This window comes from Streptacidiphilus rugosus AM-16 (genome assembly GCF_000744655.1).
Classification (GTDB): Bacteria; Actinomycetota; Actinomycetes; order Streptomycetales; family Streptomycetaceae; genus Streptacidiphilus; species Streptacidiphilus rugosus.
Genome location: NZ_JQMJ01000004.1, coordinates 2,123,765 through 2,140,881, shown reverse-complemented (window position 1 = coordinate 2,140,881; position 17,117 = coordinate 2,123,765). Strand labels below are relative to the sequence as shown.

At 72.5% G+C, this 17,117-nt stretch carries 17 protein-coding genes, 1 tRNA gene and 1 pseudogene; 11 read left to right on the top strand and 8 right to left on the bottom strand.

Translation table 11 applies throughout. The annotated features are described in order from the left end of the window. The first annotated feature begins 216 nt into the window (after positions 1 to 216). Complete coding sequence (locus tag BS83_RS18835; protein ID WP_037604910.1) at positions 217 to 507, top strand: hypothetical protein; 291 nt, start codon at positions 217 to 219, stop codon at positions 505 to 507. On the opposite strand, the gene BS83_RS18830 is transcribed toward BS83_RS18835, so the two are convergent. Next, the gene (locus tag BS83_RS18830) at positions 482 to 1,741 is read right to left on the bottom strand and encodes an MFS transporter (RefSeq protein ID WP_051943312.1); all 1,260 of its coding nucleotides are present in this window, start codon (positions 1,739 to 1,741) and stop codon (positions 482 to 484) included. The genes BS83_RS18835 and BS83_RS18830 overlap by 26 nt on opposite strands. 282 nt (positions 1,742 to 2,023) lie before the next feature. On the opposite strand from BS83_RS18830, the pseudogene BS83_RS49140 reads away from it, so the two are divergent. Beyond that, positions 2,024 to 2,131: pseudogene (locus BS83_RS49140) on the top strand (SCO2400 family protein); the annotation flags it as partial. Between the two features lie 17 nt (positions 2,132 to 2,148). Here BS83_RS49140 and BS83_RS18825 read toward each other — a convergent pair. The 3 genes from BS83_RS18825 to BS83_RS18815 form a co-directional block, all read right to left on the bottom strand. Next, a complete protein-coding gene (locus BS83_RS18825) occupies positions 2,149 to 2,559 on the bottom strand; it encodes a hypothetical protein (RefSeq protein WP_157597229.1) in 411 nt (136 codons plus the stop codon). 149 nt (positions 2,560 to 2,708) lie between these two features. Beyond that, positions 2,709 to 3,587 carry an Fpg/Nei family DNA glycosylase gene (locus BS83_RS18820; protein WP_037604908.1) on the bottom strand — a complete coding sequence of 293 codons (879 nt, stop codon included), beginning with the start codon at positions 3,585 to 3,587 and terminating at the stop codon, positions 2,709 to 2,711. A gap of 4 nt (positions 3,588 to 3,591) precedes the next feature. Further along, positions 3,592 to 4,095 (bottom strand): DUF3995 domain-containing protein, encoded by a 504-nt coding sequence (locus BS83_RS18815; protein ID WP_051943310.1) that lies wholly within the window; start codon positions 4,093 to 4,095, stop codon positions 3,592 to 3,594. A 228-nt stretch (positions 4,096 to 4,323) separates the two neighbouring features. Here BS83_RS18815 and BS83_RS18810 point away from each other — a divergent pair, with 228 nt between their 5' ends. After that, the gene (locus tag BS83_RS18810) at positions 4,324 to 4,872 is read left to right on the top strand and encodes an RNA polymerase sigma factor (RefSeq protein WP_051943308.1); all 549 of its coding nucleotides are present in this window, start codon (positions 4,324 to 4,326) and stop codon (positions 4,870 to 4,872) included. After that, on the top strand, positions 4,869 to 5,339 hold the full coding sequence (locus BS83_RS18805; RefSeq protein WP_037604906.1) for a hypothetical protein: 471 nt from the start codon (positions 4,869 to 4,871) through the stop codon (positions 5,337 to 5,339). The genes BS83_RS18810 and BS83_RS18805 overlap by 4 nt, the downstream gene beginning before the upstream one ends. A 47-nt stretch (positions 5,340 to 5,386) precedes the next feature. Here BS83_RS18805 and BS83_RS18800 read toward each other — a convergent pair whose 3' ends face one another. Both BS83_RS18800 and BS83_RS18795 read right to left on the bottom strand, forming a co-directional pair. Further along, on the bottom strand, positions 5,387 to 6,634 hold the full coding sequence (locus BS83_RS18800; RefSeq protein ID WP_037604905.1) for a flavin-containing monooxygenase: 1,248 nt from the start codon (positions 6,632 to 6,634) through the stop codon (positions 5,387 to 5,389). 146 nt (positions 6,635 to 6,780) lie between these two features. Next, positions 6,781 to 7,701, bottom strand: coding sequence for a LysR family transcriptional regulator (locus tag BS83_RS18795; protein ID WP_037604904.1), 921 nt, complete (start codon positions 7,699 to 7,701; stop codon positions 6,781 to 6,783). A gap of 198 nt (positions 7,702 to 7,899) precedes the next feature. Between BS83_RS18795 and BS83_RS18790 the strand changes: the two genes are divergently transcribed. Genes BS83_RS18790 through BS83_RS18780 form a run of 3 tightly spaced genes read left to right on the top strand, consistent with a single transcriptional unit; the run spans position 7,900 to position 10,309 of the window. Further along, a complete protein-coding gene (locus BS83_RS18790; protein WP_051943306.1) occupies positions 7,900 to 8,373 on the top strand; it encodes a RidA family protein in 474 nt (157 codons plus the stop codon). Beyond that, positions 8,370 to 9,047, top strand: a complete 678-nt coding sequence (locus BS83_RS18785) for a DUF1028 domain-containing protein (RefSeq protein ID WP_037604903.1) — start codon at positions 8,370 to 8,372, stop codon at positions 9,045 to 9,047. Before BS83_RS18790 ends, BS83_RS18785 begins: the two co-directional genes overlap by 4 nt. Continuing rightward, a complete protein-coding gene (locus tag BS83_RS18780) occupies positions 9,047 to 10,309 on the top strand; it encodes an amidohydrolase (protein ID WP_084713671.1) in 1,263 nt (420 codons plus the stop codon). The genes BS83_RS18785 and BS83_RS18780 overlap by 1 nt, the downstream gene beginning before the upstream one ends. Here the strand turns inward: BS83_RS18780 and BS83_RS18775 are convergent. Next, positions 10,287 to 10,892, bottom strand: coding sequence for a TetR/AcrR family transcriptional regulator (locus BS83_RS18775; RefSeq protein ID WP_037604902.1), 606 nt, complete (start codon positions 10,890 to 10,892; stop codon positions 10,287 to 10,289). The genes BS83_RS18780 and BS83_RS18775 overlap by 23 nt on opposite strands. 128 nt (positions 10,893 to 11,020) lie before the next feature. Here BS83_RS18775 and BS83_RS18770 point away from each other — a divergent pair, with 128 nt between their 5' ends. From BS83_RS18770 to aspA, 4 genes are all read left to right on the top strand, one after another. After that, positions 11,021 to 12,541, top strand: coding sequence for an aldehyde dehydrogenase (locus BS83_RS18770; RefSeq protein ID WP_051943304.1), 1,521 nt, complete (start codon positions 11,021 to 11,023; stop codon positions 12,539 to 12,541). Positions 12,542 to 12,615: 74 nt separating this feature from the next. Next, positions 12,616 to 13,986 (top strand): aminotransferase family protein, encoded by a 1,371-nt coding sequence (locus BS83_RS18765; protein WP_037604901.1) that lies wholly within the window; start codon positions 12,616 to 12,618, stop codon positions 13,984 to 13,986. 145 nt (positions 13,987 to 14,131) lie between these two features. Next, the gene (locus BS83_RS18760) at positions 14,132 to 15,631 is read left to right on the top strand and encodes an APC family permease (RefSeq protein ID WP_232248415.1); all 1,500 of its coding nucleotides are present in this window, start codon (positions 14,132 to 14,134) and stop codon (positions 15,629 to 15,631) included. After that, positions 15,628 to 17,046, top strand: a complete 1,419-nt coding sequence (gene aspA, locus BS83_RS18755) for an aspartate ammonia-lyase (RefSeq protein ID WP_037604899.1) — start codon at positions 15,628 to 15,630, stop codon at positions 17,044 to 17,046. The genes BS83_RS18760 and aspA overlap by 4 nt, the downstream gene beginning before the upstream one ends. On the opposite strand, the gene BS83_RS18750 is transcribed toward aspA, so the two are convergent. Continuing rightward, positions 17,044 to 17,117, bottom strand: a tRNA-Leu gene (locus tag BS83_RS18750). The genes aspA and BS83_RS18750 overlap by 3 nt on opposite strands.

The window sequence follows — 17,117 nt, the reverse complement described above, 5'->3', positions numbered from 1 at the left end:
CGTCTCGACTGAGCTGGTCGGGCAGTATCCAAGCACACTACGTGACGGAAAGTAGCCGCGCCATCACTCATTCGTGGCTGTCGGTGACCGCGCGTGTGACCGCGCACCAAACCGTGATCTGCGCTCGGGTGCGCGATGATCACGCGCTGTCCTATCGTTTGCGCCGCGTACTTTGCGCACTTTCACCAGCAGGTTTTCGCCCCAGGGAGTGGAGCAATGAGCTTCATCGAGCGCGCAGTCGAGATCGTCGAGAACGGTGTGGAGGCCGCCGGGGACGCCGCGAGCGAATACGCCGAGCACCGTCACGCGGCCAAGCTCTTTCTCAAGCTCGGCATAGCCGCCTACGCCGAGCAGCGCCTCGGTGGAACGCACGAGCCCGTCGAGCGGATCCTTCAGGCCCTGGACGGTCACGCCGCCGAGTACGGCGAGGTGGATCTGGACCACCTCAAGGCGGCGCACGAGGTGCTGGGCGACGCGTTCGTCAGTGCCCACTCGTCGGCTGACTGAGCGTCTGCACCGCAGGAGAATCCGCGAGAGGCCCCGTCGGCAGCAGCTCCCGCGGCTGCCGACGGCGCAGCGCCGCGGCGGAGAGCGTCGAGACCGCGCCGATCGCGGCCGTCGCGGCGAAGCCGAAGCGGGCGTCGCTGTGGTCGGTGACGGTCGAGACCGCCAGCATGGCGACGATGGTGGCGGCCAGCCCGCCCCCGTTCGCGAGGCCGAAGGCGCGGCCGACGTTCGCCGCGTCCACGGAGGTCATCAGCAGGTTGCGGGACGCGATGCGGGCCTGGCCGAAGACGAAGGCCCCCAGGGGGACCAGCAGTGCCAGGCCGAGTACGCCGAACAGTCCCTGCATGACCATGAGCACATTGCAGGCCAGGAACCCGGCCAGCGCGATCCGCAGATCCGGATGCCGGCGGGCCACTGTCCGGTACGCCGCCGCCGCGAAGAGGAACCCGAGGCTGCCCAGCGCGTCGATCGCGCCGAAGGTGCCCGCACCGCGATGCAGTTCGGCGAGGACGAAGGTCGGCAGCAGCGCGTTGAAGACGGTGACGACGACGCTGCCCTGGGCGTAGAGGACGATGACGCGCAGCGGTGTGCGCACAGTCGCGGTCCCGGCCACGGTCCCGGCCACGGCCACGCCCACGGGAAGAGCCGCCGCGGGAGCGGGGGCGGGGGCATGGGCGCGTCCGGCGCGGATCGCGGTGACGCAGAGGGCAGAGACCACGAAGGTCAGCGCGTTGAAGACGAGCAGGGGCTCGGCGCCCAGCGTCTGGACGGCGAGTCCGCCGACCGTCGCGGAGAGCAGCATCCCCGCCTGGGTCGCCATCTCGTAGCCCGCGTTGAAGCGACGCAGGCCGGGCTCGGCGATCCGCTCCTTGATCAGGGCCGCGGAGACGGGGAAGAAGAGCGCGGCGACCAGCGCGAGCGCGAAGTTCGCGCCGTAGACGCCGGCCGCGGTGGAACCGCCGAGGGCGAGCCAGCCGGGCAGGGCGAGGGCCAGCGCCGCGCTGCCGGTGTCGCAGGCGATCCACAGACGACGTCGGTCGAAGCGGTCCGCGAGGCGGCCGAAGAAGGGTGACAGCAGCGCCTGGGGCAGGGCCACCGCGATGAAGAGCCACCCCACCGCCGTCATCGTGTGCTGTTGGCGGATCATCAGCAGGGCGCCGGCGATGAGTTGGACATTGTTGCCGAGCGCGGTCGTGAACGCGGCGACGACGAGCAGCCGTGAGGTGGTGGTCATGGGGGAGAGAGTACGAACGGTTCACTGACATCGAGTGTCAGCAAAGTGGGGGGCGTCGAAGTTGCCCCTGGTCGAAGCCGCCCATATCGGTCGCACCGCCACGGGCGACAGCGCGGGCGCGAAGATCCACCACTTCTCCCCATAAGCCTCACCTCGTTCACCTGTCGCCCGACGCAGCTGCACTCCTAGGCTCGCCAGGTGCCGGTCAACAGATCGGCCGATCACCCAAACACCCGATCAACCGATCGAGCGCTCACCCGTACGACAGGCCCGGAAGACGCGATGAACTACTGCCACACCTGCCGACGCCATCTCAACGGCGCGCTGTGCTGCCCCGGTTGCGGGGCGCAGGCAGCGGAGCTGCCGCAGTCGGCGCCGGAGGTGCCCGCGCGGACGGTCGAGTACGCCTACGAACAGCCGGGCCCCCGCCGAGCCGCGAACCGGCGGCGGAAGGCGCGCGGTCGGGGACGGGGGCTGCTCGTGGGCGGGCTGAGCACGGCGGTACTCGCCGCCGCAGGGATCGCGGTGGCGGTCAGCACGCCCGCGTCCGTGGGTGCGCCGACAGGGAGCGGGAGCGCGGCGGACGGGTTCGGCTCGACGGCGCAGAGCAGTGCCGCGCCGACGCCGGAGACGAGCGCGCCGGTGAACAGCGTTCCCACGCACCGGGCGCATCCGACCAAGTCGCGGTCGGCGTCGGCCTCGCCGTCGGCTTCGGGCGCGGCCACGTCCAGGTCGGGCACCGGGTCGAGCACGGGTGGCGGGAGCACGGCCAGGCCGAGCAGCGCGACCGGTGGCACCGGCACCGCAGGGGGAAGCACGGGCGGCGGGACCTCGCCGTCGGCCAAGCCGACGGCGACCTCGACCTGCCACCCTGTGCTCTTCTGGTGCGGTTGATGGCCGATGTCTGCTGTACAACGCCTGAGGCCTGACGTCTGGCGCCGGGGGACCGGCCCCGGTCGGCCCGTGGCTACTTGAGCAGGCGGGAGAGGCGGCGGTCGGCGAGCGGCTTGCCGCCGGTCTGGCAGGTCGGGCAGTACTGCAGCGACGAGTCCGCGAAGGAGACCTCGCGGATGGTGTCGCCGCAGACCGGGCACGGTTCGCCGGTGCGGCCGTGGACGCGCAGCCCGCTCTTCTTCTCGGCCTTCAGGTCGCGCAGCGGCAGTCCTTCGGCGCGCTGCACCGCCTCGGTCAACGTGGTGCCGATGACCTGGTGGAGCGCGGTGACCTCCTCCTCCGAGAGGTTGGCGGCAAGCTTGAACGGGGACATCCGGGCGGCGTGCAGGATCTCGTCGGAGTAGGCGTTGCCGATGCCGGCCAGGACGCTCTGGTCCCGCAGCACGCCCTTGATCTGTCGGCGCTCGGCTGCGAGCAGGGCGGTGAAGGACTCCAGGGTGAAGTCGGGGGACAGTGGGTCGGGGCCGAGTCTGGCGATGCCGGGGACGTCCTGGGGGTTGCGGACCACGTAGACGGCGAGGTGTTTCTGGGTGCCCGCCTCGGTGATGTCGAAGCCGGCACCGGGGCCGCCCTCGGGCGGGTCGGTGAGCCGCAGCCGCAGCGCGAGCGGTCCCTTGCCCGGGCGCGGTGCATCGGTGGACATCGACTCGCTCCACCTGACCCAGCCGGCCCGGGCCAGGTGGACGACCAGATGCAGCTCGCCGGCCCGCAGGTCGAGGAACTTGCCGTGCCGTCCCGCGCCGTCGAAGATCAGGCCTTCGAGCGCCGTGACGGGCGGGTCGTAGGTCTTCAGCGCGTGCACCGCGACCGGGTACACGCGCTCGACGGTCCGGCCGACGAGATGGTCGGCCAGGAAGCGGGTCAGTGACTCGACCTCCGGCAGCTCGGGCATGCCTTCAGTCTGCCGCCGGGGCGGCGGTCCCGCCGCCCCGCCGGGCCGACGCGTGCCGGAGCGTCCTGAACCGGCCGACCCCGGCGGCCCGACGACCGGTCGCGACCGAGAACGCCATCGGCGCGAGGACGAGACAGGCGGGGGTGTAGGCGAGCAGGTTCAGCCAGTAGAAGGGGGTCTGCGGGTCGCTTCCCAGACCGGTGATCCACACGATCCCGGCCGCTCCGCGCAGACCCAGTCCGCAGGCCACCGCAAGGCTGCCCAGCGCCGCGACGCGGCCGCCGCGCCTCCGCGCCCTGGCGAGCAGCAGGGCCGATCCGGTCACCAGCATCCCGGCGATCGGCAGCAGCACCGGCGGGTCCCAGCGCACGTGGGCGTTGAGCACCGCGTGGGACAGGGAGTCGAGCGAGTGGGCGGGCCAGATGGCCCCCGTCGCCCAGTACAGGTGGATGGCGGCGTCCACCGTCAGTACGGTGGCCACGGTCAGCGCCTTGGTGCGTGTCCTCATCGGATCCTCCGTCAGTCCCGGTCGGGCGCGCGCCGCCTCGGCTGTGAGCGCGCGCTGTTGTCCGCCAGGAAGAGGCGGAGTTTCGGGCGGACGTTCCGTCGACCGCCGGGAAAGCCGGGCAGAGAAGGGATCGGGGGCGGAGAAGAGTCCGGGGCGGAGAACAGTCCAGGACGGAGAAGAGTCCGGGGCGTAGAAGAGTCCGGGGGCGGAGAACACGTGGGGGATGCGATGGAACGTCCGGGGCGGTCGGCTCCTCCTCCAGGCGTGAAGGATGACGAACTCTCCGACCTGGTGAGACGCGCCCAGGGTGGTGACACCGTGGCGATGAGCTCTCTCCTGGCCCGGCTCGCCCCCTACGCGGCCCGGGTCTGCGGCCCGATCGCGCTGGACGACGGGCCGGACGCGACGCAGGAGACCCTGATCGCGGTGTTCCGTAACCTCCGTTCGCTCAAGGATCCGGCGGCCTGCCACGGGTGGGTCCGGGCCATCGCGGTCCGCGAGTCGGTGCGGCTGGCGAAGCGTTCGGCGCGCAGCGTTCCGGTCGATCCGCGTGACCGGCTGGACGGCATCCCCAGCCGGGGCGACGTGGAGCAGGCGACGGACGTCTCCGACGTGCTGGCCAGGCTGTCCCCCGAGCACCGGGCGGTGATCGTGCTGCGCGACGTGGAGGGACTGGACGAGTCCGAGGCCGCCGAGCTGCTGGCCCTCCCGGTGGGTACCGTCAAGTCCCGGCTGCACCGGGCCCGTGACAACTTCAGAAAGGCGTGGGGCGTATGACGCCGAACTGGCCGGTGGCCGACTTCGATCCGGTACGGCGACTGCGCGTGCTCGCCGCGGGCATCTCCGGCGCGGCGGTCGCGGAGCGGGTCATCCCGGTGCCGTTCGAGCGGCTCTGGGGGATCGTCAGTGATCTGGAGCGTGAACTCGGCACCTTCGAGGTCGACATGCGCGACATCACGCTGCGCGAGGTGGACGGCGGGCTCGAAGCTCTCGCCCGTGGGCGGTTGGGCTTCCGGGCCCGCTTCGACGTGCAGTTGGAGCCGGGCTGGTGCTGGATGCAGAGCCGGTTCCTGATGATCGGCATCGCGGCGGCGCCGGCGCCGGAGGGCACCCTGGTCGCCGCGACCGGAGGCTTCCGCCTTCCGGGCCGGGCCGCGCTCTTCCCGCTCGGCGTCCGCCGGGCCAACGCGCACGCCCTGGCGCGTTTGGCCCGGCGGGTCGCCAGCCCGCCCGGCGACGGGTAGCGGGGTGGGCAGCCGGGTGCCGGTCAGCCCGGAAGCCGGGCGGCCGCTCAGCCCTCCTGGGCGAGGTAGCCGCGCTGGGTGGCGATGTGGTCGGCGACGTGGCGCGCATCGTGCCAGACGCCCCAGATGAAGCTGGATCCACGGCGGGAGAGCCAAGGCAGGCCGAGGAAGTAGACGCCGGGTTCGGCGGAGACGCCGCGTCGCTGCTTCGGCCGGCCCCTGTCGTCGAAGGCGTCGACATCGAGCCAGCCGTAGTCGGCGGCGAAGCCGGTCGCCCAGACGATCGCGGTCACGCCGGCCTCGGCCAGGTCGAGCTCCAGGCGGGGTGCGGTGACGCAGGCCGGCTCCGGGCCGAGCACGTGGGCCTGCGGCTCCTCGGGGAGGTCGAGCCCGTTGCGCTCGACGTAGGCGTCGGCCGCCCGCAGGAGTTCGAGGTACTTGGCGTCGCCGAGCGCGATGTTGGCGGCGAGGTCGGGCGCGAAGCGCAGCACGCCGTTCCGGTACGAGGTGGTCAGGCCGAGCAGTTCGATGCCGTCGGCGGCCAGCGTGCGGAAGTCCACGGTGTGGCCGCCGCGCGCGCCGCTGACCGCGATGGTGACGTGCTCGGCGCCCTGCGGGGGCGTCTCCGCGTCCCAGAGGCCGAGCACGCCGAGCCACCAGCAGAAGTCGCGGCCCCGGTACTGGCGCGGTGGACGCTCGTGGGGCCCGACGGAGAGCAGCACCCTGCGGCCCGACCGGCGCAGCTCGTCGGCGATCTGGACCCCCGAGGAGCCGGCCCCGACCACCAGCACCGCGCCCTCGGGCAGTTGGCCGGGATTGCGGTAGTCGCTGGAGTGGATCTGCACGGGGACGGCGCCGTCGGGGACGACGGGCGGGATCAGGGGGCGCTGGAACGGTCCGGTCGCGGCGACGACGAAGCGCGCGTCGATGGCGCCCGCCGAGGTCTCGACCCGGAAGCCGGGCCGGCCCGCGTGCCGACGCACCGAGGTCACCTCGACGCCGCAGCGGACCGGCGCGCCGATCTTCTCGGCGTAGGCGGCGAAGTAGTCGGCCACCTGCTCCTTCGAGGCGAAGGCGTCCGGGGCGACGTCGGGGAACTCCATGCCGGGGAAGCGGTCGTGCCACGCGGGCCCGTTCGCGACCAGGGAGTCCCAGCGCTCGGAGCGCCACCGTTCCGCGACGCGGTGCCGCTCCAGCACGATGTGCGGGATCCCGCAGGCTCCGAGGTGTTCGCTCATCGCCACGCCCGCCTGGCCCGCGCCGACGACGACGACGTCGGTCTCTTCACTCGGCATGTCAACCTCCGCTCAGGCGGCGGCACGTCCGGCGCCCGTCCGGTGTCGGGCTGACTGCGCCACCGCATGAGGAATCCTCGGCGCGGGCCTCGAATTCTGTCCAATAGAGGTTTTCGTTGTGGGAGATCTGTTTTGCAGATGTGTTCTCAGCTCTGCTGCGAGCCGGTCAGAAGTTCCTGGGCGAGGTCCATGACGGCCGTGGCGCGGGCGGTCTGGCGGACGCCGGCCATCCGGGCCAGGACCAGGTCGAGCGGCGGGTGCTCGTCGGTGAGTGCGAGCACGGCCACCTTGGCGCCGCTGTAGGTGTCCTCGGTCGCCGGACGCTGGTGCAGCACGGAGAAGCCGTGGCCGAGGGCGACCAGGGAGCGGACCGCCTCGTAGTTGTGGGAGCGGTGGCGGATCGTCGGGGTGATGCCGGTGGCGGTGACCAGGGACCAGAAGTAGTCGCGGCTGTGCGGCAGGTCGAGCAGGACGAAGGGCTCGTGGGCGAGTTCGGCCAGGTCGACGGTGCCGCGGCCGGCCAGCGGGTGGTCGGCCGCGACGACCGCGTGGGCCGGGAGGGAGGCGATGGTCTCGCGCGCGACGCCGGGCCCGAGGCCGAGGTCGTAGGTGATCGCGAAGTCGGTCCGCCCGGTGCGCAGGGCGCGGTCGAGCTCGTCGGCCTCACCCTCGATGATGTCGATCTGCAGCTGCGGGTGGCGTTCGGCCGCGGCGGCCAGCAGTCCGGGCAGGACGAAGGGGGCCAGCGTGACGAAGCAGCCCAGCCGCACCGGTCCGCTCAGCCCGCCCTCGCCGCCCCGGGCCTCGGCGGCCACGTCGAGCGCGTGGCTGAGCAGTTCCCTGGCCTGGAGCAGCAGGCGTTCGCCGGTGGGGGTGACCACCAGGCCCTTGCCCTTGCGCCGGATGAACAGCTGCACGCCGAGCTCGTGCTCCAGGTTGGAGACCGCGGTGGAGACGGCCGACTGGGCGATCAGCAGCCGCTCGGCGGCGGCGGTCATGCTGCCGGCCTCGGCGGCCACCACGAAGTACCGCAGCTGCGCCAGCGTGAACCCGACCGCTGCTGTCATGGCTGCCGCCACCTCCCGGGCGCCTCTGCGCGTCCAGCGCGCATCCGCCTGCATGCGCGCACATCTGATTTCACGATGACCCAACCCTAAAAGATCTGCTTTACCAGCGGAAGTGCCGCTTCCATAGTTTCCGTAGTGGGTGAAGCGGCCGTTCCCGCGGTCCGTGCCCACTCCCATCAGCAAGCCCAGGAGTGAGCCATGGCGTTCCACCGCATCCGGCGCTTCAACACGGCCGACACCTATCCCGAGCAGCACCTCGCCAACGACCTGGCCCAGGCCGTCGTCGCCGACGGCACCGTCTACCTGCGCGGGCAGATCGGACAGGACCTGGAGACCAGGCAGAGCGTCGGCGTCGGCGACGTGGAGGCGCAGGCGGAACAGGCGATGTCCAACATCGCCCTGCTGCTGCAGGAGTCCGGCAGCGCGCTGGACGAGATCGTCAAGATCACCGTCTATCTCACCGACATCCGCTACCGCGAGCCGGTCTACCAGGTGATGGGCCGTTGGCTGAAGGGCGTGCACTACGTCTCCACGGGCCTGGTCGTCTCCGCCCTGGCCCGCCCCGAGTGGTTGGTCGAGATCGACGCGACCGCCGTCATCCCGGCCTCGCGCCGGGCCGAGGCGGCCGGTGTCCGGCACGCCAGGGCGGCCGAGCGGGGAGAGCTGCTGTGACCTTCTCCCTCGCGGCCCGCTGTGCCCGGACCGGGCAGCTCGGGGTGGCGATCGCCTCCTCCAGCCCGGCCGTCGCCTCCCGCTGCGCCCATGTCCGCGCCGGCGTCGGGGCGGTGTGCACGCAGAACGTCACCGACCCGCGGCTCGGCCCCTGGCTGCTCGATCTGATCGCCGCGGGCTCCACCGCCCCGGACGCCGTCCGGCACACCGCCGACACCGAACCCCTGGTCGCCTGGCGCCAGTTGACGGCGGTGGGGGCGGAGGGCGGTCCGGCCGCCTTCTCGGGCGAGTACGCGCTCGGCCTCCACGCCCAGAGTGTGGGCGCGGACTGTGTCGCCGCCGGCAACATGCTGCGCGGCGAGGGCGTTCCTGACGCGATGGTCGAGGCATTCGCCGCGCATCCCGAACGCGCCCTCGCACAGCGGCTGATGGACGCGCTGGCCGCCGGAGTCGCGGCGGGCGGCGAGGAGGGGCCGGTCCACTCCGCCGGTCTTCTGGTCGCGGACGCCGTGCCGTGGCCGGTGGTGGATCTGCGGATCGACTGGACCGAGGGCGATCCCGTCGCCGAGCTCGCCGCCCTGTGGCGGCTCTGGGAGCCGGAGCAGGACGCCTACGTCCGCCGGGCGCTGGCGCCGGAGACGGCCCCCAGCTACGGCGTGCCGGGAGACCTGTGATGGCTGATCAGCAACGCTCCGGAGCCGCAACTGCGCCCGCGCCCGCCCTCGCCCAGGCGCCGACGGCCGCCCGCGGCGTGTTGACCGGGACGGTCGCCGGACTCGCCGACGAGCTGGTCGGCCTGTCGCACCGGCTGCACGCCCACCCCGAGACCGCCTGGGAGGAGGAGCAGGCGGCCCGCTGGACCGCCGAGCTGCTGGACGACCTCGGCTACGCCGTCACCCCCGGCGTCTGCGGGCTGCCCACCGCCTTCGCCGCGACGGTCGGCAGCGGCCCGCTGCATGTCGCGCTCTGCGCCGAGTACGACGCCCTGCCCGGCCTCGGGCACGCCTGCGGGCACAACGTCATCGCCGCCTCGGCGGTCGGCGCCGCCGCCGCGCTGGCCAGGGTGGCCGACGACCTCGGGCTGACCGTCACGGTCCTCGGCACCCCGGCCGAGGAGGGCGGCGGCGGCAAGATCCTGATGCTGGAGCGCGGCGCCTTCGAGGGCGTCGACGTGGCGATGATGGTCCACCCTGGACCGGTCGACGTGGCTGAGGCCGAGCCCTTCGCCGTCGCCCATCTGGGCGTCCGGTACACGGGCCGGGCCGCTCATGCGGCCGCCTATCCGGAGCAGGGCCGCAACGCGGCCGACGCGTTCACCGTGGCCCAGGTCGGCATCGGCCTGCTGCGCCAGCAACTGCCCGCGTCCACGCGGGTGCACGGGCTGGTGACCCGCGGGGGAGAGGCCCCCAACGCCATCCCCGAGCGGACCGAGGGGCGCTGGTACGTCCGCGCGGCGGACCTGGGGGAGCTGGAACGGGTCCAGGGCCGTGTCGAGGCCTGCTTCCGGGCGGGCGCGCTGGCCTCGGGGTGCGCGCTGGAGATCGAGCCGGAGTCGCCGCCGTACTCGGAGTTCCGGGGCGACGCGGAACTGCTGGCGCTCTATCGCCGCAACGCCCTGGGGCTGGGCCGCCGCTTCGCCGCCCGCGAGGATCCCGCGGCGCGGATGAACCGGGCCTCGACCGACATGGGCAACGTCTCGCGGGTCGTCCGGGCGCTCCACCCCTACATCGGCATCGGGTCGCTGCCCGCGCTCAACCACCAGCGCGAGTTCGCCGCCGCCTGCGCGAGCCGGGCCGCCGACGCGGCCTTGCTCGACGGCGCGCTGGCCCTGGCGCTGACGGCGGCGGACCTGGCGGCGGCGCAGTCCGTCCATGCCCCGTCAGCCCATGCCCCGTCCGCCCGTGTCGGGGGCGCTACAGCGCGGGACAGCCCGTGACCGCGCGGGCGTGGGCGGTGAGCAGGGCGAGGGCCGTGGCCCTGTCCAGGACCCGGTTGCGGGCGACGATGTGCAGACCGAAGCCGTCCTCCAGGGCGACCAGGGTGCGCGCCGTGTCGGCGACCGGTCCGGCCGGCGCGAACACGCCCGCCATCGCGCCGAGCTCCAGCAGCGTCGAGTAGAGCGCGACCTCGCGGGCGAAGAGCGAGCCCATCAGCGCCGCGTGGCCCGTGCTGCGGTCGGCGAGTCCGTGCAGTTCGAAGAGGAGCCGGTGCACCGCGTCGTCCGGCCCTTCGGGCAGTCCCGAGCCGAGCGCGGCGCGCATCCGGGCGACCGGGTCGCCGCCGGGCGTCTCGGTCCGTTCCTGCCGCTGCATCAGGTACCGCTCGACGGCGTCCTGGTGGACGGCCAGCACGAGGTCGTCCAGCTCCGGGTAGTAGTACAGGACCGATCCCGCCGAGACACCCGCCTCGGCGGCGATGTCCTTGATCCGGAGGCCGGCCATGCCGCGCTCCGCGATGGCCCGTCCGGCGGCGTCGATCAGCGCGACGCGGCGGGCTCCCTGGTTCTTCGGTCGTGCCATGCCAAGCATTCTCTGACACGCGCATCAAATTTTTCAACGTAGATGCCCTCCAATCATTGACGTGGGCGTATCCCATTGTTTGAATCTCGCATCAAAGAACTCGCGAGCACACCTGAGGACCCCCTCCCATGAGTGACTCCACCCCCACCCCCGCTCCCACCTCCGCCCCCGGTTCCCATGCCGACTGGCGGCGACTGGCCGCCGAGCTGGTCCCGCAGACCCGTGCCTTCGTCGGCGGCGAGCAGCGCGACGCCCGCTCCGGTGCCACCTTCACCGACACCGACCCGGCCACAGGGAAGGCGCTCGCCGAGATCGCGGCCTGCGACACGGCCGACGTCGACGACGCCGTCCGCTCGGCCCGCGCCGCCTTCGCCGACGGCCGCTGGTCGGGTCTGGCGCCCGAGGCGCGCAAGAAGCGCCTGCTGCGACTGGCCGAGCTGATCGAGCGACACGGCCCCGAGCTGGCGCTGTACGACTCGCTCGACATGGGCAAGCCCGTCGCCGAAGCCCTCACGGTCGACGTCCCCGGCGCGGCAGGCTGCTTCGCCTGGCACGCCGAGGCCGTCGACAAGCTCTACGACGAGATCGCCCCCGCCGCCCCGGGCAACCTCGCGCTGGTCCGCCGGGTGCCGCTCGGCGTGGTCGGCGCGGTCGTGCCGTGGAACTTCCCGCTCGACCTCGCCTCCTGGAAGCTGGCCCCGGCGCTGGCGGCCGGCAACAGCGTCGTGCTCAAGCCCGCCGAGCAGTCGCCGCAGTCGGCGCTGCTGCTCGCCCGGCTGGCCGTCGAGGCAGGCATCCCCGCGGGCGTGCTCAACGTCGTCCCCGGCCTCGGCGAGACGGCCGGCCGCGCGCTCGGCCTGCACCCGGACGTGGACGTGCTGGCCTTCACCGGATCCACCACGGTCGGACGCCACTTCCTGTCCTACGCGGCGCAGTCCAACGGCAAGCAGGTCTGGCTGGAGGCGGGCGGCAAGAGCCCCGACCTGGTCTTCCCCGACGCCGACCTGGACGCCGCCGCCGAGCGCGCCGCCTTCGGCTTCTGCTTCAACGCGGGACAGGTCTGCTCCGCCAACACCCGGTTGCTCGTCCATGCGGACATCGTCGAGGAGTTCACCGCCAGGGTCGCCGAACACGCCGCCGGCTACGTCCCCGGCGACCCGCTCGACCCCGCCACCCGCCTGGGCCCGCTCGTCGACGAGGCCCAGGCCCAGCGACTGCTGGACGCCGTCGACGCGGCGCGCGCGGCGGGCGGACACGTCGTCCACGGCGGAACGCGGCCCGACCGCATCGGCGCCTACCTGCACCCGACCATCGTCACCGGCCTGCCCGAGGACGCGCCGCTCGCCCGCGAGGAGCTGTTCGGACCGGTGCTGACGGTCCTTCCGTTCCGCGACGAGGCGGACGCGGTCCGGATCGCCAACGACTCGCCGTACGGTCTGGCCGCGTCCCTCTGGACCCGCGACCTCGGCCGCGCCCACCGCGTCGCCGAAGCGCTCCACGCCGGAACGGTCTCGGTCAACACCGTCGACGCGCTGAGCACCGCCACGCCCTTCGGCGGCTTCAAGCAGTCCGGCTACGGGCGCGACCTCTCGCTGCACTCCTTCGACAAGTACACCGGGCTGAAGACGACCTGGATCTCCTTCGGCTGAGCGCCCTGCACCCTGCGCCCCGCGCCTCCTTCCCCACCCCTCGTTGCGTCCCTCGCAAGAAAGGCGGCACCGCAATGAGCCGCACCCCATTGACCCCCGAGCAGCTGCGCGACGCGGACCGGGCCCGGATCATCCACCCGTACCTGCCCGGTTCCGTCTCCGAGCGCGTCGTGATGACCGGCGGCTCCGGCTGCCGCCTCACCGACGCGGACGGCCGCTCCTACCTGGACGCCACCGGCGGCCTCTGGCTCGCGCAGATCGGCCACGGCCGCGAGGAGGTGGCCCGCGCCGCCTACGAGCAGATGTCGAAGCTGGAGTACTTCACCAGTTTCTGGGAGTTCTCGAACGACCGCGCGATCGAGCTGGCCACCCGGCTGACCTCGATCGCGCCGGACGGGCTCGGCCACGTGTACTTCACCTCCGGCGGTTCGGAGGGCAACGAGGCCGCGATCAAGATGGCCCGCTACTACCACCACCGGCGCGGCGAGTCCTCCCGCACCTGGATCCTGGCCCGCGACAAGGCGTACCACGGCATCGGCTACGGGGGCGGGTCGGCGACCGGCTTCCCGGTCTACCACGAGGGCTTCGCCCCGATGATGCCGCACGTCTCCCACCTGACCCCGCCGTGGCCGTACCGCAGTGAGCTCTACGGGGGACAGGCTCGGACTCCGGAAGAGGTCACGGACTTCCTGATCGCCGAGCTGGAGCAGCGGATCGCCGAGATCGGCCCCGGCAACATCGCCGCGATGATCGGCGAACCGATCATGGGCGTCGGCGGCATGCTGGTCCCGCCGGCCGACTACTGGCCGCGGGTCCGCGAGGTGCTGGACCGCCACGGCATCCTGCTGATCCTCGACGAGGTCGTCACCGCCTACGGCCGGGTCGGAAAGTGGTTCGCCGCCCAGCACTTCGGCATCACGCCGGACATCATCGTCACCGCCAAGGGCATCACCTCCGGCTACATCCCGCTGGGCGCGCTGCTCGTCGGCGACCACGTCGCCGAGCAGCTGCTCGCCGACTTCGGCTTCCCCATGGGCTACACCTACAACGGCCACCCGGTCGCCGCCGCCGTCGCCCTGGAGAACCTGGACATCATCGAGCGCGAGGGCCTGCTCGCCCGGGCCACCGAGATCGGCGGCCATCTGCACCGCGAGCTGGAGGCGCAGCTCGGCGACCTCCCCGTGGTCGGCGAGATCCGTTCCGTCGGGATGATGCTCGCCGTCGAACTGGTCGCCGACCGGGCGACCCGCGCGCCGCTGCCGATGCTGCAGCCGCTGCTGCCGGACGTGATCCGCCGCGAGACCGGTGTCATCGTGCGCGACTGCGCGCACAGCCTGGTCCTGTCGCCGCCGCTGATCATGACGGAGACCGAGGCGAAGGAGACGGTCACCGCCATGCGCCAGGTCCTGGAGCGCGTCCGGCCCGACGGCGGACTGCGCGGCTGACCGAACCGACGCCGGGCCGTCCCGCCACCCCCACCCTCGCCGGGGCGGCCCGGACCCCTTCTTCCCTCTGCCCCCGCTTTCGTTCCTGCTCCCGCTCCTGCTCGCGTTGAACACCTCCGCCTCCCCCCACCCCCGAGGAGTTCCCGTGTTTGCCACCCCCGCAACGGACGGCCAGGTGTCCGCCGAGAGATCGGACTCCGTGCCGAACCTGCACCGCAGCCTCGGCCGTTTCGACATCATGGCCCTCGGCGTCGCCGCCGTGATCTCCGCCGACGTGATCGGCCAGATCGCCACCGGCGGCGGCGAGGCGGTCACCTGGACCGTCGTCCTCGCGCTGTTCTTCCTCGTCCCCTACGCCCTGCTGTTCGCCGAGACCGGTGCCGCGTTCCCGCAGGAGGGCGGACCCTACGTCTGGGTCAGGCTCGCCTTCGGACGGACCGCGGCCGCGCTGACGACGCTGCTCTACTGGGTCACCAACCCGGTCTGGCTGGGCGGTTCGCTGGTCTTCGCGGCCGCGCAGGCCTGGGACGGACACGTCACCCGGCTGGGCAGCGGCACCGCCGCCGACTACGTGTTCAAGCTCGCCTTCATCTGGATCTCCATCCTGACCGCCGTCGTGTCGCTGCGCCGCGGCAAATGGATCACGACCATCGGCGCGATCGCCAAGGTCGCCGTCATGCTGACGGTCACCCTCACCGCCGTCGGCTACGGCTTCCAGCACGGCTTCAAGGGCTTCACCAGCACCGGCTTCGCGCCCACCACGGGCGGCTTCCTCGCGCTCGTCCCGATCCTGCTCTTCGCCTACGTGGGCTTCGAGGCCCCGAACGCCGCCGGTGAGGAGATGCGCAACCCCCGGCGGGACGTCCCCGTCTCGATCGGCGTCTCCGGCGGCGTCGCCGCCTGCTGCTACCTGCTGCCGGTCTTCGCGATCCTGGCCGTGGTCCCGGCCGGGCAGATCACCGGCGTCGCCGGATTCCTCGACGCGGCCTCCCTGGTCTTCGGCAGCTACGGCGGCGCCGGCCATGCGCTGCTCACCGCGACCAGCGTGCTGTTCGTCTTCGTGCTGATGACCCAGGGCAGCGCCTGGATGATCGTCAGCGACCGGATGCAGGCCATGGCCGCCGCCGACGGCGGATTCTTCAGCCGGGCGCTGGGCGCGTTCCACCCGCGGCTGGGCACCCCCGTCCGGATGAACCTGGTCTCCGGCTTCACCGCGACGGCCTTCATGCTGGCGGCGACGCTGCTGGTGAACGGCAGCACGGCGGCGGTCTTCAAGGTGGTGCTCACCGTGGCCGTCACGACGCTGCTGCTGTCCTACTTCGCCGTCGTCCCTGCGCTGGGCGTGCTGCGCAGGACCCGTCCGGAGGTCGAGCGCCCGTACCGGGTGCCGTTCGGGGCCTGGGGCTTCCGGATCAGCCTCGGCCTGGTCTACGCCTGGATCGTGCTCGGATCCTGGGTCGCCCTCTTCCCCGGCGTGCTGGAGCGGGTCCTGGGCGTCTCCTACGACTTCAACGGCGACTGGGGCGTCTCCCGCACCGTCTTCGAGACCTTCACCCTCGGCACGGTGGCCGTGCTGCTCGCCGTCGGCGTGCTCGGCCGCGTCGTGGCCGCGCGCCTCGACCGCCGCGCGGGGGTGGAGTCGTGACGGCCCCGGCCGGCCCGCCGCACCGCACGGAGCACGACCTGCTCGGCGACCGCGAGGTCCCGGCCGAGGCCTACTACGGCGTGCACACCCTGCGAGCGGTGGAGAACTTCCCGCTCACCGGAACCCCGATCAGCGCCCACACCGAACTCGTCGTCGCTCTCGCCTGCGTCAAGCAGGCCGCCGCGCAGGCCAACCAGGAGCTGGGCCTGCTCGACCGGCGCCGCGCCGACGCCATCGTCCGGGCCTGCCAGGAGATCCGGGCCGGGCACCTGCACGACGAGTTCGTCGTCGACGTCATCCAGGGCGGCGCGGGCACGTCCACCAACATGAACGCCAACGAGGTCGTGGCCAACCGCGCCCTGGAACTCCTCGGCCACCCGCGGGGCGCCTATCGGCACCTGCATCCGCTGGAGCACGTCAACCTGAGCCAGAGCACCAACGACGCCTACCCGACGGCCGTCAGGATCGCCCTGCAGGCCGGTACGCGTCAGCTGTGCGCGACGCTGACCGCGCTGGCCGACGCCTTCTCGGCGAAGGCGGCCGAGTTCGCGCCGGTGCTGAAGATGGGCCGCACCCAGCTCCAGGACGCGGTGCCGATGACCCTGGGGCAGGAGTTCGGCGCCTTCGCGGTCACGATCAGGGAGGACGTCGAACGGCTCACCGAGGCGGCGGCACTGCTGCTGGAGATCAACCTCGGCGGCACGGCGATCGGCACCGGCCTCAACGCGCCCGAACGCTACCCGGCGCTGGTCTGCGCCCGGCTGCGTGAACTCACGGACCTGCCGCTCAGCACCGCCCCCGACCTGGTCGAAGCCACGTGGGACGTCGGCGCGTTCGTCCAGCTCTCCGGCGTGCTCAAGCGCGTCGCGGTCAAGCTCTCCAAGATCTGCAACGACCTGCGACTGCTCTCCTCGGGGCCGCGCACCGGCCTCGGCGAGATCTGCCTGCCGGCGGTGCAGGCGGGATCCAGCATCATGCCCGGCAAGGTCAACCCGGTCGTCCCCGAGGCGGTCAACCAGGTCGCCTTCCGCGTCATCGGCCACGACGTCACGGTCACGCTGGCCGCCGAGGCAGGCCAGCTCCAGCTCAACGCCTTCGAACCGGTCATCGCGCACAGCCTGCTGGACTCGCTCGCCCTGCTCACCAGCGCCTGCTGGACGCTGACCGAGCGCTGCGTCACCGGAATCACCGCGGACCAGGAGCGGCTGCGGGGCTATGTCGACCACTCGATCGGCACGGTGACCGCGCTCAACCCGTTCATCGGCTACACCGCCGCCACCGAGGTCGCGGCCGAGGCCCTCGCCACCGGCCGCAGCGTCCGCGCCCTGGTCCTGGAACGCGGCCTGCTCACGCAGGAACAACTGGACCGGCTGCTGCGCCCGGAGAACCTCACCGCTCCATCACACCGACCGTGACGCCGACAGGATTCGAACCTGCAACCTGCGGTCCCTCAGACCGCCGCCTCTACCCGTTGGGCCACAGCGTC

Coding starts and splice junctions, on each gene's coding strand:
- BS83_RS18835 (WP_037604910.1), top strand. CDS start 217: ATGAGCTTCATCGAGCGCGCAGTCGAGATCGTCGAGAACGGTGTGGAG.
- BS83_RS18830 (WP_051943312.1), bottom strand. CDS start 1,741: ATGACCACCACCTCACGGCTGCTCGTCGTCGCCGCGTTCACGACCGCG.
- BS83_RS18820 (WP_037604908.1), bottom strand. CDS start 3,587: ATGCCCGAGCTGCCGGAGGTCGAGTCACTGACCCGCTTCCTGGCCGAC.
- BS83_RS18815 (WP_051943310.1), bottom strand. CDS start 4,095: ATGAGGACACGCACCAAGGCGCTGACCGTGGCCACCGTACTGACGGTG.
- BS83_RS18810 (WP_051943308.1), top strand. CDS start 4,324: ATGGAACGTCCGGGGCGGTCGGCTCCTCCTCCAGGCGTGAAGGATGAC.
- BS83_RS18805 (WP_037604906.1), top strand. CDS start 4,869: ATGACGCCGAACTGGCCGGTGGCCGACTTCGATCCGGTACGGCGACTG.
- BS83_RS18800 (WP_037604905.1), bottom strand. CDS start 6,634: ATGCCGAGTGAAGAGACCGACGTCGTCGTCGTCGGCGCGGGCCAGGCG.
- BS83_RS18795 (WP_037604904.1), bottom strand. CDS start 7,701: ATGACAGCAGCGGTCGGGTTCACGCTGGCGCAGCTGCGGTACTTCGTG.
- BS83_RS18790 (WP_051943306.1), top strand. CDS start 7,900: ATGGCGTTCCACCGCATCCGGCGCTTCAACACGGCCGACACCTATCCC.
- BS83_RS18780 (WP_084713671.1), top strand. CDS start 9,047: ATGGCTGATCAGCAACGCTCCGGAGCCGCAACTGCGCCCGCGCCCGCC.
- BS83_RS18775 (WP_037604902.1), bottom strand. CDS start 10,892: ATGGCACGACCGAAGAACCAGGGAGCCCGCCGCGTCGCGCTGATCGAC.
- BS83_RS18770 (WP_051943304.1), top strand. CDS start 11,021: ATGAGTGACTCCACCCCCACCCCCGCTCCCACCTCCGCCCCCGGTTCC.
- BS83_RS18765 (WP_037604901.1), top strand. CDS start 12,616: ATGAGCCGCACCCCATTGACCCCCGAGCAGCTGCGCGACGCGGACCGG.